This window comes from Arthrobacter liuii, assembly GCF_014639275.1.
Lineage (GTDB): Bacteria > Actinomycetota > Actinomycetes > Actinomycetales > Micrococcaceae > Arthrobacter > Arthrobacter liuii.
In genome coordinates this window covers 60,306-75,137 of the sequence record NZ_BMFW01000018.1, presented here as the reverse complement: position 1 = coordinate 75,137, position 14,832 = coordinate 60,306, and the positions used below count along the sequence as shown (strand labels likewise).

General features: G+C 66.4%; 12 protein-coding genes, 2 tRNA genes and 1 riboswitch. Of the genes, 1 reads left to right on the top strand and 13 read right to left on the bottom strand.

The window, feature by feature from the left end:
• Positions 1–145: 145 nt before the first annotated feature.
• The 13 genes from IEW19_RS15930 to IEW19_RS15870 all read right to left on the bottom strand — a co-directional run bounded on the left by IEW19_RS15930 (position 146) and on the right by IEW19_RS15870 (position 13,722).
• Positions 146–218 (bottom strand) — tRNA-Ala (locus IEW19_RS15930).
• A gap of 369 nt (positions 219–587) precedes the next feature.
• Positions 588–660 (bottom strand) — tRNA-Ala (locus tag IEW19_RS15925).
• Between the two features lie 116 nt (positions 661–776).
• Positions 777–1,178, bottom strand: coding sequence for a ribosome silencing factor (rsfS, locus tag IEW19_RS15920; protein WP_188572578.1), 402 nt, complete (start codon positions 1,176–1,178; stop codon positions 777–779).
• Positions 1,179–1,221: 43 nt separating this feature from the next.
• The gene (locus IEW19_RS15915) at positions 1,222–2,439 is read right to left on the bottom strand and encodes a hypothetical protein (RefSeq protein ID WP_188572577.1); all 1,218 of its coding nucleotides are present in this window, start codon (positions 2,437–2,439) and stop codon (positions 1,222–1,224) included.
• 7 nt (positions 2,440–2,446) lie between these two features.
• Positions 2,447–3,166: a nicotinate-nucleotide adenylyltransferase gene (nadD, locus tag IEW19_RS15910; RefSeq protein ID WP_373283617.1), complete on the bottom strand. Its 720-nt coding sequence runs from the start codon at positions 3,164–3,166 to the stop codon at positions 2,447–2,449.
• The gene (locus IEW19_RS15905; RefSeq protein ID WP_188572576.1) at positions 3,117–3,356 is read right to left on the bottom strand and encodes a hypothetical protein; all 240 of its coding nucleotides are present in this window, start codon (positions 3,354–3,356) and stop codon (positions 3,117–3,119) included. The genes nadD and IEW19_RS15905 overlap by 50 nt, the downstream gene beginning before the upstream one ends.
• A gap of 78 nt (positions 3,357–3,434) precedes the next feature.
• A complete protein-coding gene (locus IEW19_RS15900; RefSeq protein WP_188572575.1) occupies positions 3,435–4,802 on the bottom strand; it encodes a glutamate-5-semialdehyde dehydrogenase in 1,368 nt (455 codons plus the stop codon).
• Between the two features lie 26 nt (positions 4,803–4,828).
• A complete protein-coding gene (proB, locus tag IEW19_RS15895) occupies positions 4,829–5,980 on the bottom strand; it encodes a glutamate 5-kinase (RefSeq protein ID WP_188572574.1) in 1,152 nt (383 codons plus the stop codon).
• Complete coding sequence (obgE, locus tag IEW19_RS15890; RefSeq protein WP_188572573.1) at positions 5,970–7,559, bottom strand: GTPase ObgE; 1,590 nt, start codon at positions 7,557–7,559, stop codon at positions 5,970–5,972. The genes proB and obgE overlap by 11 nt, the downstream gene beginning before the upstream one ends.
• A gap of 117 nt (positions 7,560–7,676) precedes the next feature.
• Positions 7,677–7,940: a 50S ribosomal protein L27 gene (rpmA, locus tag IEW19_RS15885; protein ID WP_009372867.1), complete on the bottom strand. Its 264-nt coding sequence runs from the start codon at positions 7,938–7,940 to the stop codon at positions 7,677–7,679.
• 61 nt (positions 7,941–8,001) lie between these two features.
• Positions 8,002–8,310, bottom strand: a complete 309-nt coding sequence (gene rplU, locus IEW19_RS15880; RefSeq protein ID WP_188572581.1) for a 50S ribosomal protein L21 — start codon at positions 8,308–8,310, stop codon at positions 8,002–8,004.
• 264 nt (positions 8,311–8,574) lie between these two features.
• Positions 8,575–10,089 (bottom strand): bifunctional hydroxymethylpyrimidine kinase/phosphomethylpyrimidine kinase, encoded by a 1,515-nt coding sequence (gene thiD / locus IEW19_RS15875; protein ID WP_188572580.1) that lies wholly within the window; start codon positions 10,087–10,089, stop codon positions 8,575–8,577.
• Positions 10,090–10,102: 13 nt separating this feature from the next.
• A riboswitch (TPP riboswitch) is annotated at positions 10,103–10,200 on the bottom strand.
• Positions 10,201–10,380: 180 nt separating this feature from the next.
• Positions 10,381–13,722 carry an Rne/Rng family ribonuclease gene (locus IEW19_RS15870; RefSeq protein ID WP_188572572.1) on the bottom strand — a complete coding sequence of 1,114 codons (3,342 nt, stop codon included), beginning with the start codon at positions 13,720–13,722 and terminating at the stop codon, positions 10,381–10,383.
• A gap of 439 nt (positions 13,723–14,161) precedes the next feature.
• Between IEW19_RS15870 and IEW19_RS15865 the strand changes: the two genes are divergently transcribed.
• Positions 14,162–14,830: a vitamin K epoxide reductase family protein gene (locus tag IEW19_RS15865; protein ID WP_188572571.1), complete on the top strand. Its 669-nt coding sequence runs from the start codon at positions 14,162–14,164 to the stop codon at positions 14,828–14,830.
• The last annotated feature ends 2 nt before the right edge of the window (positions 14,831–14,832 follow it).

Here is a 14,832-nt window from a genome sequence, read left to right as displayed (position 1 = left end):
AACCACCCGCAGAATCGCCCGCGGCTTCCGCGACTTCACCAACTACAGACTCAGATGCCTACTCGCCGCCGGCGGCCACCGCCCCTACCGGATCAACCAGACCAACCATGCCTAAATGCGAAGAGCCCCATTTTCGGTGTACCGGTGGAGCTGAGGGGACTCGAACCCCTGACCCCCTGCATGCCATGCAGGTGCGCTACCAGCTGCGCCACAGCCCCGTACTCTTGTCACTTCCGGCCGAATTCCCCGAAGCAACCTGACCAGAGTAATGCACTTTTTCGCTACACGCCAATCGGCGTCCAACGGACCAGGAACCGGCCTCCTCCACCCTGCAGCCGCGGATCCCGGCGGCCCTGCGCCATCACTTTCCCCAACCCTCCATCAGTTCCTGCGGCTCTTTCCCCAACCCTCCATCAGCTCCTGATGATGTTCGACGGCGGCGCTGCCGCAGCCGCCCGGCCACACTGCAGCGATCCCCAACAAGTGATGGAGCGTTTCCCGATTTCCTGCAGGAGGTGATGGAGGATACCGGCAGGGGGAAACAAAAAAGTCCGCCGGAACCATGATGATTCCGGCGGACTTGCCGGTGGAGCTGAGGGGACTCGAACCCCTGACCCCCTGCATGCCATGCAGGTGCGCTACCAGCTGCGCCACAGCCCCGGATTGTTGCCGCTCCGTAAGAGCTTTCTCCAGGGTCTCCCCCGAAGCAACTCAAATATCTTAGAACAGCAATTCCGAAAATTCCAAATCGGGAATATTCACCGTTCGGCGGGAGCCTACTCGCTATCGGCTACCGCACCGGCTTTGGCTGATGCGTCGTCGCCAAGCTGCAGGTCCACCACGGGGCAGTCCTTCCAAAGCCGCTCCAGGGCGTAGAACACGCGGTCTTCCTCGTGCTGGACATGGATCACAACGTCGGCATAGTCCAGCAGGACCCACCGGCCGCCGGACCGGCCTTCACGGCGCACCGGGCGCAGGTCCTGCTTGGCGAGTTCTTCCTCGATGCCGTCCACGATGGCGTTGACCTGGCGTTCGCTGGGTGCCGACGCGATGAGGAAAACGTCAGCCAGGGCCAGGCGTTCGCTCACGTCCATGGCGACGATGTCTTGGGCAATCTTGTCGGCAGCAGCCTTGGCGGCGGTGCGGGCTATGGAAATGGACGATTCTGTTGCAGTCACAGGGACTCCTTGTTTGGGTTAAGTGTTGGTGCCGGCTGGCGGGTCAGCGGGACATTCCGCTGACGATCAGGATGATGCCGGCAATGAGGGCCAGGACCCCGAACGCAAGAATGCAGAACTGGAGGATACGGTTCCGGCGGGCCCTGGTAAGGCCTGCAGTGGCCGCATCCAGGGGATCAAGGCCGTAGGCGGACCGGGCTGGAACCCGGGGAAGATCCTCAAAAAGGTCCCCCGCCTGGTTCTCCGCCCGCGAAGCCACTGTGGGACGGCTGGCAGCCTTGGCCGCTGCCTCCGCACGCGCAATGACTTGGGAGCGGCCGGAGGCGGAGTCAGTGGCGGGTGCCTTGGGACGGGCGGCAGGTTTCCGTTTGCCACCGGCCGGAACCCTGGTGCCGGGCCTGGTGGTGACCGGGACATGTGAGGTGGCCGGCGGCTTCATCACTGGACGTTCGACGCCGGGCACCTGCACGAACTCAAGCGGCGTCACCATGGCCAGGTTGCTGGCGGTGGACGGGCCGGGCTTGTCCTTGGAGGCGGAATCCTTGGCCGGGCCGGCAGGACTGCCCGCCTGTTCGGCCAGCTTCTGCCGGGCCATGGCGCGGCGGTTCATGACAGCGGCCCGTTCAGCCAGGGCGATTTGCTCAGCAAGGATCTCCGGATCCACGGCCTCCGGATCCGTGGAGGCGATATGCTCCATCTTCGCGATCTGGTTCCTGGCCTGCGCGGCAATCAGTGCCCGCGCTTCCAGGGCCTGTTCAACGGTCATGCCCTCCGGGGCGCTCTCCGGCGCCGGCACTGGACTTTCATCCCTGCGCCCCGCCCCGCTGCCCCTTGCGGTTTCAGGCGTCGCGGTAGCGGCCGCAGCTGCGGCGGGCGGAACCACGGAAATGGCGGCCGTGAGTGCCTGCTCCTTGAGCTGCTGCAACCGCAGCTGGCGCCGAGTGGGTGGTCCCCCGGAAGCAAGCTGCCCTTCCTTTTCCTCCAGCTCCTTGATGGTGCGCAGCGCGGCGCGGTCGCGCGCGCGGATCTGGGAGGAGCGCTGCGTGGACGTCGAGTCTGCTGCCTGCTGGGGGCGCGTTGCGGAAGCGGCACCTGCATCCGGGCCGGGGCGGGAGGCCTGTCCTGCCGGTGCGGGCGTGCTGTCGGCCGGCCGGATGGCGGCAGGCGGGCGCTGCTCCGTGGCAGGCAGGGTGTCCTGTTGGGCGTCCCTGGCCTTCCGGAGTTCCCGGCGGCTGCGGATTGGAGGCTGTTCCTGACTCATAGGGGACTCACTCGGTACTGGCGGGTTCGCGTGCTTCGGAAGTTGGCTCATCCGTGGTTGCGGGCGCGTCGGAATACAGGCCGTACTTGGCGATGTACTGGACTACCCCGTCAGGGACCAGGTACCAGACTGGGCTGTTCGAGGCCACGCGGGCACGGCAGTCGGTCGAAGAAATGGCCATGGCCGGAACTTCCAGGAGGCTGACGTCGTCACGGCCCATGCCGTCAAGGACGTGCCCGGGCCGTGTGACTCCCACGAAGTGGGCCAGCGACCACAGCTCGTCAATGTCCTTCCAGGACAGGATCTGCGCCAGGGCGTCCGCGCCGGTGATGAAGAAAAGGTCGGCGTCGGGGCGCTGTGCCCGGAGGTCGCGCAGGGTGTCGATGGTGTAGGTGGGACCGGGACGGTCGACGTCGACACGGCTGACGGTGAAGCGCGGATTGGAGGCCGTGGCAATAACGGTCATGAGGTAGCGGTGCTCGGGCTCGCTGACCTGTTTATGGGACTTTTGCCATGGCTGCCCGGTGGGGACGAAGACCACCTCGTCAAGGTCGAACTCCGCCGCGACTTCGCTGGCCGCGACAAGGTGGCCGTGGTGGATGGGATCGAATGTCCCGCCCATCACGCCCAGCCGCAGCCTCCCCCGGGCACCATTGCGGTGCAGGTTGTGGGAAATCTTAGTGGCCCTGCCCGCGATCGTGCTTGTTGGGGTGCTGGCGGTGGGGATCAGCATGCTCATCCGTGGCGGCGTGGCGGTTGCCCAGGTTGTTGTACGACCAGGCGATGAACATCAGCACCACCAGGATGCCGAACATGGACACGCCAAACACCCACGGTTCGACCCACAGGGGCGCAGGCACCTCATGACCTGATTCACCTGCGGCGGCGACGGACGTGGCAATCTGCTGGAGCAGCATTTTCTCCCCTTGTTCAAGGATTTACGGGCAGCGGAACCTTCCGCTGCTTTCCGGGTTCTGGTCTATGTTACCGCGTTGCTACGCGCGGACCTGGCCTTCGCCCTGGACAATCCACTTCGTGGTGGTGAGCTCGGTCAGGCCCATGGGGCCGCGGGCATGCAGCTTCTGGGTGGAGATGCCAACCTCGGCTCCAAGGCCCAGTTCCCCGCCGTCGGTAAAGCGGGTGGAGGCGTTGACGATGACCGCCGCGGAATCCACCTCCGCGATAAACCGTTCGGCGTTGGAAAGGCTGTTGGTGAGGATCGCTTCGGTGTGCCCGGTGGACCAGGTACGGATGTGCTGGACGGCTTCGTCCAGGCTGTCCACCATGGCCACAGCCAGGTCCAGGTCCATGTACTCGGTGCCCCAGTCCACGTCCGTGGCCGGCTCGGTTTCGATCGCGGCGGGGAGCGCGGCACTGATGCGCCCGTCGACGTGCAGCCGGACACCTGCTGCACGCAAGGCGGCGGCCACCGCGGGCAGCACCGTTGAACCCGAATGGACCAGCAGTGTCTCCACGGTGTTACAGACACTGGGCCGCTGGGTCTTGGCGTTGAGCAGGATCTCGACGGCCATGTTCTCGTCAGCCGACTCATCAAGGAAGATGTGGACGTTACCCTCCCCCGTCTCTATGACGGGCACAGCGGAGTTGGTGACCACCGCCTGGATCAGGTCCCGGCCGCCGCGCGGGATCAGCACGTCCACCCGTCCGCGGGCCTTCATCAGGACGTTGGCACCGGCACGGCCGAACTGGTCAACTGTTTGCACGGCATCGGCAGGAAGGCCCACGGATTCCAGGGCCTCGCGGAGCACACGCACCAGGACCTGGTTGGTGGCCTCGGCAGCACTGCCGCCGCGCAGGATGACTGCATTGCCGCTCTTGAGCGCCAGTCCGGCGATGTCCACGGTGACGTTGGGCCGTGCCTCGTAGATTGCTGCCACCACGCCCATGGGCACGTTTACCTGCCGCAGGCGGAGCCCGTTGGGAAGGGTCTGGCCGCGCACCACATTGCCGACGGGGTCGGGGAGGTTGGCCAGGTTTTCAAGGGCAGCCACCAGTCCGGCAACGCGGGTTTCGGTAAGGGTGAGCCGGTCCAGGAGTGCCGCGGAGGTGCCATTGGCCTTGCCCCGGTCCACATCCATGGCGTTGGCCGCAAGGATGGCCGGCGCGTTCTCCTGCAGGGCAGCCCCGACGGCGCGGAGGGCACGGTCCTTCCAGGCCCGGTTGGCCGTGGCCATCCGGCGGGCGGCGTGGCGCGACCGGTCGGCGATCGCGTGGACAGCCGCTTCCACGCCTGGAGTGGCGAACGGCGCCTCAGCTGATCCCGGTTCCGCTGAGGCACCCGGCTGTGCCTGCGCAGCAGTGATTCCGGAATTTTCAGCGGTATGGGTCAAGGCTTCAGTCATGCTCCAAGTTTAGGCGAGCCGGCGGCTCAGACCAGCACCAGGTCATCAACATGAACAACTTCACGGTCATAGCCCGTGCCCAGTTCCTCGCCCAGCTCCCGCGTGGACCGTCCGAGCATCCGGGGCAGTTGATCGGAGGAATAGTTCACCAGTCCACGGGCAACAACGGTGCCGTCGGCACCTGCCAGCTCCACGGCGTCGCCCGCTTCAAAGTCGCCGTGAACCGCGGAGATGCCCGCCGGCAGGAGGGACGTGCGGTGATGCCGCACCGCGCGCACCGCCCCTTCGTCCAGGACCAGCCTGCCCTGCACCGAGGCAACGTGGGCCAGCCACAGGAGGCGGACCGGTTTGCGGGAGCCGTTGGCGGAGAACCACGTGCCGACGTCCTCGCCGTTCAGGGCCGCGGCTGCGTTGGGTGTGGAGGTCACCAGGGCGTGGATTCCCGAGCCTGCCGCCATGCTGGCGGCTTCCACTTTGGTCATCATTCCCCCGGTGCCCACCCCGGCCTTGCCCGCTTTGCCGATGGAAACGCCTTCGAGGTCGTGTACGCCGGTGACCAGGGGTATGCGCTTGGCACCCTGGGCGGGCGGACCGTCATAGAGGGAGTCGACGTCGGACAGCAGCACGAGTGCATCGGCACGCACAAGGTGCGCCACCAGGGCGGCGAGCCGGTCGTTGTCACCGAAGCGGATTTCGTGGGTGGCTACGGTGTCGTTTTCGTTCACCACGGGGACCACTCCAAGGGCCAGCAACCGGTCCATGGCCCGGAGGGCATTGGAATGCTGGCTGCGGCGCATCAGGTCCTCGGCCGTGAGCAGGACCTGGCTGACGGTGACGCCGTGAGCGCCGAAAGCCTGCGTGTAACGGGCCATCAGCAGCCCCTGGCCCACGCTGGCTGCGGCCTGCTGGGTGGCGAGGTCGCGGGGACGCTTGGGCAGCCCAAGCGGAGCCAGCCCGGCGGCGATGGCCCCGGAGGACACCAGGATGATGTCGGCCCCCGCATTGCGTTTGGCCGCCAACGCGTCGGCCAGGGCGGTAAGTGATTCCTCCGAGATACCGCCCTTGATGCTGGTCAGGGAAGAGGACCCCACCTTCACGACGATCCGGCGGGCACCCGCCAGTGCACTTCTGTCCACGGCATGCCCAGCCGGCTCCGCGGCCACGCCCCTAGAGGTCATCGTCCGCTTCCATCCCGCTTTCCTGGAGGGGCTGGGCGGCACGGCGTCCACTGACGGATTCCGTCCAGATCCCGGCCTTTCGCTCCGCCTCAAGCTCGGCGCGGGCGGCGGCCTTGGCATCCCGGCGCTCCTGCTGCTCCTCGCGCTTCTGGCTGCGGGTGGGACGGTCACCGATATCGGCGAATCGGACGTCGGTGCCGCGCGGCGAGGCCAGGAGTTCCGCCCCTGCCATCATGGTGGGCTCCCAGTCGAAGACAACGCCGTCATCTTCACCGATGACCACCGTGTCGCCCGGTTTAGCGCCTTGCTTGAACAGTTCTGTTTCCACTCCGAGTTTGGCAAGCCGGTCCGCCAGGTAGCCGATTGCTTCCTCGTTGGTGAAGTCGGTCTGCTTGACCCAGCGCTCCGGCTTTTCGCCCAAGACGCGGAACAGCGGTTCAAGGTTCTTTTCCTCGCGGCGGATCTTGAATCCGGCTTCGTTGACGGCACGGGGCCGCAGCACGGCGGGCTGGACCTTCGGCGGGGCAGCCGCGACGGCATCGCGTGCGGCTTTGACGATCTCCGCCATGGCGAAGCCGAGCTGGCGCAGGCCCTCGTGGCTGGTGGCCGACACCTCGAAGACGCGGTAGCCGCGCGATTCGAGTTCCGGACGCACGAACTCGGCCATGTCCTTGCCGTCGGGCAGGTCCACCTTGTTCAGTGCAACCAGCCGCGGCCGATGGTTCAGGGGAACCACTTCGCCGTCCTGGCCTGCGTAGCTCATGTCGACGGCGTACTTCTCCAGTTCGCCCTCGATAATGGCCAGGTCCGAGAGCGGGTCCCGCTCGGATTCGAGCGTGCCGCAGTCAAGGACGTGGACCAGTGCAGCGCAGCGTTCCACGTGTCGCAGGAAGTGGTGCCCCAGCCCACGTCCCTCGCTGGCGCCTTCGATGAGGCCGGGAACGTCGGCGATGGTGAACCGCACGTCGCCGGCCTGCACGACGCCAAGGTTCGGAACCAGCGTAGTGAACGGATAGTCGGCGATCTTGGGGCGAGCCGCGGACATGGCAGCGATAAGGCTGGACTTGCCGGCGGACGGGAAGCCCACCAGCGCGATATCGGCGATGGACTTCAGTTCGAGGACGACGTCGCGGGAGTCGCCTTCGATGCCCAGCAGCGCAAACCCGGGGGCGCGGCGTTTCTGTGAAGAGAGGGCCGCGTTGCCCAGCCCGCCCAGGCCTCCGGCGGCTGCCACGAACTCGGTACCTTCGCCCACGAGGTCCGCCAGGACTTCGCCGTCCTTGGTCTTGACTACTGTGCCGTCCGGTACAGGCAGGACAAGGGTCTCGCCGTTCTTGCCGCCGCGCCAGTCACCCATGCCGGGCCCGCCGTTGCTGGCGTGCCGGTGGGGTGCGTGGTGGTAGTCCAGGAGCGTGGTGGTCTGGTGGTCGACGCGGAGGATCACGTCGCCGCCGTCGCCGCCGTTGCCGCCGTCGGGGCCGCCCAGCGGCTTGAACTTCTCGCGGTGGACGGAGACGCATCCGTGGCCGCCGGTTCCGCCGGATACATGCAGTACTACCCGGTCTACAAAGCTGGCCACGTGGATCTCCTCAGATGCTCTTCATGTGGCGCCCGGGGACGCCACATCGATTGTAATGCGGTTAAAAGAACAGTGGAGCGGACCCTCAGGCCCGCTCCACCGCTTCAGAACTGGTTGTTACTCTGCAGCTGCAGCAGCAACGATGTTGACCACGCGACGACCGCGGCGGGTGCCGAATTCAACGGCGCCCGGGGTCAGGGCGAACAGGGTGTCATCGCCGCCACGGCCAACGCCGGCGCCCGGGTGGAAGTGGGTGCCACGCTGGCGGACGATGATCTCGCCTGCGGAAACTACCTGGCCGCCGAAGCGCTTGACGCCGAGGTACTGAGCGTTGGAATCGCGACCGTTGCGAGTGGAGCTCGCGCCCTTTTTATGTGCCATCTGAAATGCCTGCCTCTAAATTCTGGGGAATCTGTTGAAATACCTGAACAGTAACCGGCGGTTACTTGATGTCAGTGATCTTGACCTTGGTCAATTCCTGACGGTGACCCTGGCGCTTCTTGTAGCCGGTCTTGTTCTTGAACTTCTGGATGACAATCTTAGGACCACGCAGGTCCTGGAGGATTTCAGCCGTAACAGTTACCTTGGCCAGGTCAGCGGCAGCGGAGGTGACCTTGTCACCATCAACCAGGAGCAGTGCGGGCAGCTCAATGGTACTGCCGGCTCCACCGGCGACGCGGTTCAGGGTAACGAAGTCTCCAACGGAAACCTTCTCTTGGCGGCCGCCTGCGCGGACAATCGCGTACACCACTTGGGAACTCACTTCTCTCGACGTTTATTACAAAATTTGCGTGCGGAACCGATCTTGGAAAAGCCTGGGTCCCCGCTGTGCCTCAACGCCGTGGGGTCATAACCCAAGTGTTGGCGTAAGCACCGAAGATCCAGAATACGCTAAATCCGTCTTCGGTCGCAAATGAGGCTGGTTCCGGCGGGCCGGCTGTGGTAGGAACCACACCCCGGCAGGCAGCACCGCAACCGTGCTTTTCCATGATACCGGCGGCATTGCCCGCAATCGTCAGGAATGCAGCCTCGGCGCGTCGAAGAATTCCACTTCCAGGCGGCAGGACTGCTTGAACGCCGTCACCATCGCTTCCCTTTCGTGGTCTGAGGCCTTCCGGCCCGCCGCGTCCACGATGGCAATGGCCTGGCGGGTGGCTTCGGCAAAGCCCTCGTCGGCGTACGTGCGAAGCCAGGCTGCGTAGGCATGCCCATCGGGCTCGCCTGACGCAAGGAACCGGGCATGCAGCTTTTCGCCAACCTCGGCGTAGAGCCAGAAACAGGGCAGGACGGCGGCTGCCAGGACCGCATAACTGCCCGACGCCGACGCTGCGGTGAGGTGGTCGACGTAGGACTTGGTGACGGGGCCGAGTCCGTTCCGGGCCGGGCGGGTGCTGAGCCACGAGCGGTGGAGTTCCGATTCCACCTCAAGGCACTGCCGGGCGGACCCGGCCCAGAACAACTGCTCGGCTTCGGACGGGGCCAGGGCGCTGGCCCGGGCCAGCACCCGGGAGTAGCCGTTGAGGTACAGGGCATCCTGGGCCAGGTAGTAGGCAAAATCCGTCTCGGCAAGGTCGCCGGAGGCCAGGCCGTGGATGAAGTCCAGTGCATAGATGGCTGCCAGGTCCTGTTGCGCTTCCGCCCACAGAAGGGCTGCGAAGCCACCCTCTTCCAGGGCCGGCCGCATATGGTGGAAGTGGTGCACGGGCCCGTTCCCCTGGCCTACCTCCAGCTGGCCCGAGCTCTCAAGTGCGCCGGCCAGCCAGGGCTTGACCGTCCGCAGCGATGCCTCCCAGTCACCCAGGCGTGCCTGCACCGTGGCCATCGCAGAGGACAGGGAACAGCCGGTGCCGTGGCTGTTGCGTGTGGAGATCCGCGGGCCCTGAACTTCCACGACGTCCTGCATCAGGAGTCCCGCGGTGTTGACCAGCGCGTCGGGGCACTCTGTTCCCGCCAGATGGCCGCCCTTGACCAGCACGGTGGCCCCGGTGGCATCCGCCAGGCGCCGGCCCTGGTCCAGCGCCGCCACCCAGCTCTCGGCAGGTTCCCCGCCCACCAGCATGGCAAGCTCCGGCAGGTTGGGGGTGATGAGATGGGCAAGGGGCAACAGTTCCCGGAGGGCCGCTTCGGCGGATTCCTTCAGCAGCCGGTCACCGCTGGTGGCTACCATCACCGGGTCCAGGACCACGACGGCGGGACGAACCTTTTCGAGCCATTGCCGGACTGTGCGGATCACCGCCTCGTCACCCAGCATGCCGATCTTGACGGCGTCGATGCTGATGTCGTCGCTGACGGCATCCAGTTGCTGGGCCAGGAACGCCGCCGGAGGAACATGGACGGCCTGCACGCCCCGCGTGTTCTGTGCAGTCAGGGCGGTAATGGCAGCCATGCCGTATCCACCGTGGGCAGCAATGCTTTTGAGGTCCGCCTGGATGCCTGCGCCGCCGGACGGATCGGAGCCCGCGATGGAGAGGACCCGTGGTACGTCGCGGCCCGTGGGGAGCCCTGAAGGAGCCTCGGACGCTGCTGGCAGGGCCGTGGAAATGGTCGAAGACAAAAGACATCCCTTCGCCGGTACTAGCCGGACAGGTTCAACGGGTCTGGATCTCAGCCGGCCTTCTGCGCGGCACCCCGTGTCGGTTTCCAGCCTAGCTGCTGGGGTGCGCGCGAAGGAAAGGTGACGGCACCTGCGGCACGGGTGAGCTCCTGCCGCATGCAGAAATCCCCGCCCTGCGGACAACTCCCCCTGTATTTACCGGGGGAACTGTCCGCAGAACGGGGATTCCTGGATGATGCGCTGCTGCGCGGGCTGGAACTCCCGGGCCTAGAGCTCCGAGGCAGGCACGCCGACGCCGAGGATGATGGGCTCCTCTGCCGCCTTGCCCGGTTCCGCAAGGGTAGGCTGCTGTTTTGCCGGTTCGGGTGCCTTCGCGGCGTGCGAGTGGCCCGTGGCGGCTGCCTGGACGTTCTCGTGGTGCTGGACAGCGGTGGCATTGGCGGCGCCCTGGGCGCGGCTGGCGCCGCGGTGGCGCCGCGGCCTGCGTTGCCGGGACTGTTCCAGCGTGTGGTCGGTGTAGTCCTTTTCGGCGGGCGTTTCCACGATGGGACGGGCTTCCGCTCCCCCGCCGTCAGGCTGCCGTTCCGGCGCTGCCTGTTCAGCTGCCTGCACGGCATCTGCGGCCTTGGCGGGCGCGCTCTCCACCGGGGACGCCGGCTGCCCGAGGTGGGCGAACGCTTCCGCGAGCCTGTCCAGGGTAAGGGCGGGCTTGGGATGCTGCTCCTCGGCGTGCTCCACGAACGGAAGCGGGACTTTCTCACCGCCGAAGGTCAGGACGGCTGCGGGACGCCCCGGGGCATCGGCGTCGTGCTTCTCCTCCTCAGGAGCCGGCACTGCCTGGACCAACGGCACCTGCCGGGCTGCTGCCACCTCGTCATCGTGCAGGTGTGCTGCGTGGGCGGCAGCGGCGATGTTCGCCAGGGCAAGCCTGGTTGCCTCTGCCTTGGCGTGCCGCTCAGCATCCGACGGGTCCGGCTGGACGGTGTGGACGTGGACGGCAGCTGCCGGGGCGGGCTCGGGCTGCTGGCCGCCGCGTCCGCGCCGCCGTTTACGCTCGGAACGGACACCGGGCTGGGTGTTGTCCGTCCGCTGTCCTTCGGCCCGGTGGGCTTCCCCGCGGGCCTCGGGCCGGTTGTCGGTGCGCTGAACGTGGTGCTCGGCTGCCACGATGTTGGCACGGCGGTGCTCCACGGGGTCGTCGTGGGTCACCACACCCCGGCCGGCGCAGGCCTCGCACTGCTCGCCGAAGACTTCCAGCAGCCCGGTACCCATGCGCTTGCGGGTCATTTGGACCAGCCCGAGCGAGGTCACCTCGGCGACCTGGTGCTTGGTCCGGTCGCGGCCCAGGCACTCCACCATGCGCCGCAGGACCAGGTCGCGGTTGGATTCGAGCACCATGTCGATGAAGTCGATCACGATGATTCCGCCGATGTCGCGCAGCCGCAGCTGGCGCACCACTTCCTCGGCGGCTTCGAGGTTGTTCTTGGTGACGGTTTCCTCAAGGTTGCCGCCGCTGCCGGTGAACTTGCCCGTGTTGACGTCCACCACGGTCATGGCCTCGGTGCGGTCAATCACCAGCGAGCCACCGGACGGCAGGAAGACCTTCCGTTCAAGGGCCTTGTGGATCTGCTCGTCGATGCGCCAGGCGGAGAAGATGTCCTGGTCCTTGGTCCACTTTTCAAGGCGTCCCACCAGGTCCGGCGCAACGTAGGTGACGTAGGCCTCGATGGTGTCCCAGGCTTCCTCGCCGGACACAATGAGCTTGGAGAAGTCCTCGTTGAAAACGTCGCGGACCACCTTGATGGTCAGGTCGGGCTCGCCGTAGAGCAGTTCGGGAGCCAGGATCTTGGTGGACGCGGACTGGCTTTCGATGCCTTCCCACTGGGCGCGCAGCCGGTTGATGTCGTGCGTCAGTTCTTCCTCGGAAGCGCCCTCGGCGGCGGTGCGGACAATGACACCGGCGTGCTCGGGCAGGCGGTCTTTGAGGATGCGCTTGAGGCGGTTGCGTTCGACGTCGGGCAGCTTGCGGGAGATGCCGGTCATGGACCCGCCGGGTACGTACACCAGGTAGCGTCCGGGCAGGGAAATCTGGCTGGTGAGGCGGGCGCCCTTGTGGCCCACGGGGTCCTTGGTCACCTGGACCAGGACGGTATCGCCGGACTTCAGCGCGTTTTCGATCCGGCGCTGCTTGCCCTCGAGGTTGACGGCTTCCCAGTTGACCTCGCCGGCGTACAGGACGGCATTGCGGCCACGCCCGATGTCCACGAACGCCGCTTCCATGGACGGCAGCACGTTCTGGACCTTGCCCAGGTAGACATTGCCGATCAGCGAGTCCTGCTGGGTCTTGGACACGAAGTGTTCGGCCAGGACGCCGTCTTCGAGGACGGCGATCTGGATTCTGTCGTCGCGCTGCCGGACGATCATCTGCCGGTCAACAGACTCGCGGCGCGCCAGGAACTCGGCTTCGGTGATGACGGTGCGGCGGCGGCCCGTGTCGCGGGATTCGCGGCGGCGCTGCTTCTTGGCTTCCAGGCGGGTGGAGCCCTTCACGCTGGTCACCCGGTTGTTCACCGGCGCTTCAGTGACCGGACGCGGTGCGCGGACCCTCGTCACCGTGTTGGGCGGATCATCATCCCCGCCACCGGTCAGTTCAAGGTCCTGGTCCCCGCGGCGGCGGCGGCGTCGGCGACGGGACGTCACGCCGTCCTCCGGCTGCCCGGCAGTGTCCTCGTCCGCCTCGTCCTCGGCGTCCGCCTCGGCGCCGCTGTCCTCGATGTCTTCGCCTGCGGTATCGCCTACGCGGCTGCGGCCCCTGCGGCCCCTGCTGCGGCGCCGCCGGCGGCCTGCCGAATCGTCAGCTTCTTCGGTTTCCTCCTCGTCAGGCTCCTCGACGGCGGGTGCGGCGGGGCGGACCACCGTGCTGAGGTCCGGTGCCTGGAACAGCACGGACGTGGGGGAAGCAGGCTCCAGGAAGAGGGAACCGAAGGGGCTGCTGGCCGCGGCCGGCTCGCCGTCCTTCGCCGCTTCAGGGCTCTCCTGGGCCGCCACGGCTTCCGGTGCGGCGGCTTTCTGCGCGGGCTCCTGCTCCGGGGCCGGCTCCTGGTCCTTGGCTTCCGGCGCCACTGGTTCGGCACCCGTGGCCGTGGCTTCGGCTGCCGGTGCGGCGTCCGGGGCGGCGGCCTTGCGGGTGGCTACCCGACGGCGGCGAACCGGTTTGGTTCCTGCATCTTCCGTTGCGACTGCATCAGGCTCCGCGGCAACGGTTTCAGCAGGCGCGGCGGACGCTGCCGCCGGAGCGTCAACGGTTGCGACGGCGCCGGTGGCCGCTGGCTCTGCTTCATCGGCGAAGGCGGGAAGGGGTTCCGCGACTTCCGCTTTTTTCCGGGCACGGGTGCGCCGGGCCGGAGCTTTAGGTGCTGAGGCCTCCTCGGCCGGTGCGTCGCCTCTTACTGCAGCGGCGGCCGCTTCCGGCGCGCTGCCGGCGGCATCTGCCAGGGCGTCGTCGGTCTTGGGAACCGCTTTGCGGCGCGTGCGCGGGGCCTTCTTGGGAGCGGCAGCCTCCGCGGCCACTGCATCGACGTTAACGGCCAGTTCCTGATCATTGTCCATATGTGGCAACACTCCTGCCCCTGACGTACCGCCACATCCGGCACCCATTGGGGCACATATTGTCAAAACCCGCAGGCGTTGACAGAAGTCAAGTGGATACTCCCAGGTTCGCACCGTCATTGGGGTGCGGCAGCCCGTGGGAGCCGGCGGATGTTCTGAAAACCCGTTGTTCTGCGTACCACAACCAGGTGCCGCCCAATGGAGTCGCGGGAGTGCCGGAGGAATCCGAAGCCTGCCCTGCTCATCATTGGCGGTCTTGGGAACAAACCACCGGACCGGAGTCCGAATGTGGATCGGCTTCCAGCCACGTTCATTCTCTCATACACGCGCCGGATCGCCGCGGAGGCAGGCGATGCTGTTCTTCGTTGCTGTGTGGTGGCCCCAGCCGCCGGCGTTACAATCAGGCACAGGAGCACCGGACGAAAAGGACGCAAAACCCATGCCCAGCATCTCCCCCGTCAGCGCCCATGAACAGGATCGGGCCGCCGATCCGCAGACCAGTGCTGCCGGAAACGCATCGCGGATGACCCGGAACCGGCCCTTTGGCTGGCTGCTGGTCATCACCGGAATCGTGGGCTGGCTGGCCTCCGGAACCCTGGTCCTGGAGAAGCTCGAAGTATTGAAGGACCCCAACCACACCACGGTGTGCGACGTAAATCCCTGGATCTCCTGCGGCCAGGTGATGCAAACCTGGCAAAGTTCGCTGTTCGGTTTCCCCAATATGTTCATCGGCATCGTGGCCTTCGCCATCACCATAACAGTGGGCATGGCCCTGCTTTCCGGGGCAACCTTCGCCCGCTGGTACTGGCTGGGGCTGCAAGCGGGCGTCACGCTCGGCTTCGCGTTCGTGGTGTGGCTGTGGTCCCAGGCCTTGTATGCCATCCACATCCTGTGCCCGTTCTGCATGATCGTCTGGGCGGCCATGATCCCGCTTTTCGTGTGGACCACCATCAGGAACATCAGCGCCGGCGTCATCCCCATGCCATCGGGAGCGGCCCGCATCCTGGGTGACTCCGGCTGGATCATCACGGCACTGCTTTACGTGGCCGTCATCGCCACCATCTTCTTCGCGTTCATCCAGGTCTTCGCGGGAACCTCGGGGTTCTAGCA

Bases quoted from the DNA above. Each gene is read 5' to 3' on its own strand.
- IEW19_RS15915 (WP_188572577.1), bottom strand. From the start codon at position 2,439: ATGAGTCAGGAACAGCCTCCAATCCGCAGCCGCCGGGAACTCCGGAAG.
- IEW19_RS15905 (WP_188572576.1), bottom strand. From the start codon at position 3,356: ATGCTGCTCCAGCAGATTGCCACGTCCGTCGCCGCCGCAGGTGAATCA.
- IEW19_RS15900 (WP_188572575.1), bottom strand. From the start codon at position 4,802: ATGACTGAAGCCTTGACCCATACCGCTGAAAATTCCGGAATCACTGCT.
- proB (WP_188572574.1), bottom strand. From the start codon at position 5,980: ATGACCTCTAGGGGCGTGGCCGCGGAGCCGGCTGGGCATGCCGTGGAC.
- rpmA (WP_009372867.1), bottom strand. From the start codon at position 7,940: ATGGCACATAAAAAGGGCGCGAGCTCCACTCGCAACGGTCGCGATTCC.
- IEW19_RS15870 (WP_188572572.1), bottom strand. From the start codon at position 13,722: ATGGACAATGATCAGGAACTGGCCGTTAACGTCGATGCAGTGGCCGCG.
- IEW19_RS15865 (WP_188572571.1), top strand. From the start codon at position 14,162: ATGCCCAGCATCTCCCCCGTCAGCGCCCATGAACAGGATCGGGCCGCC.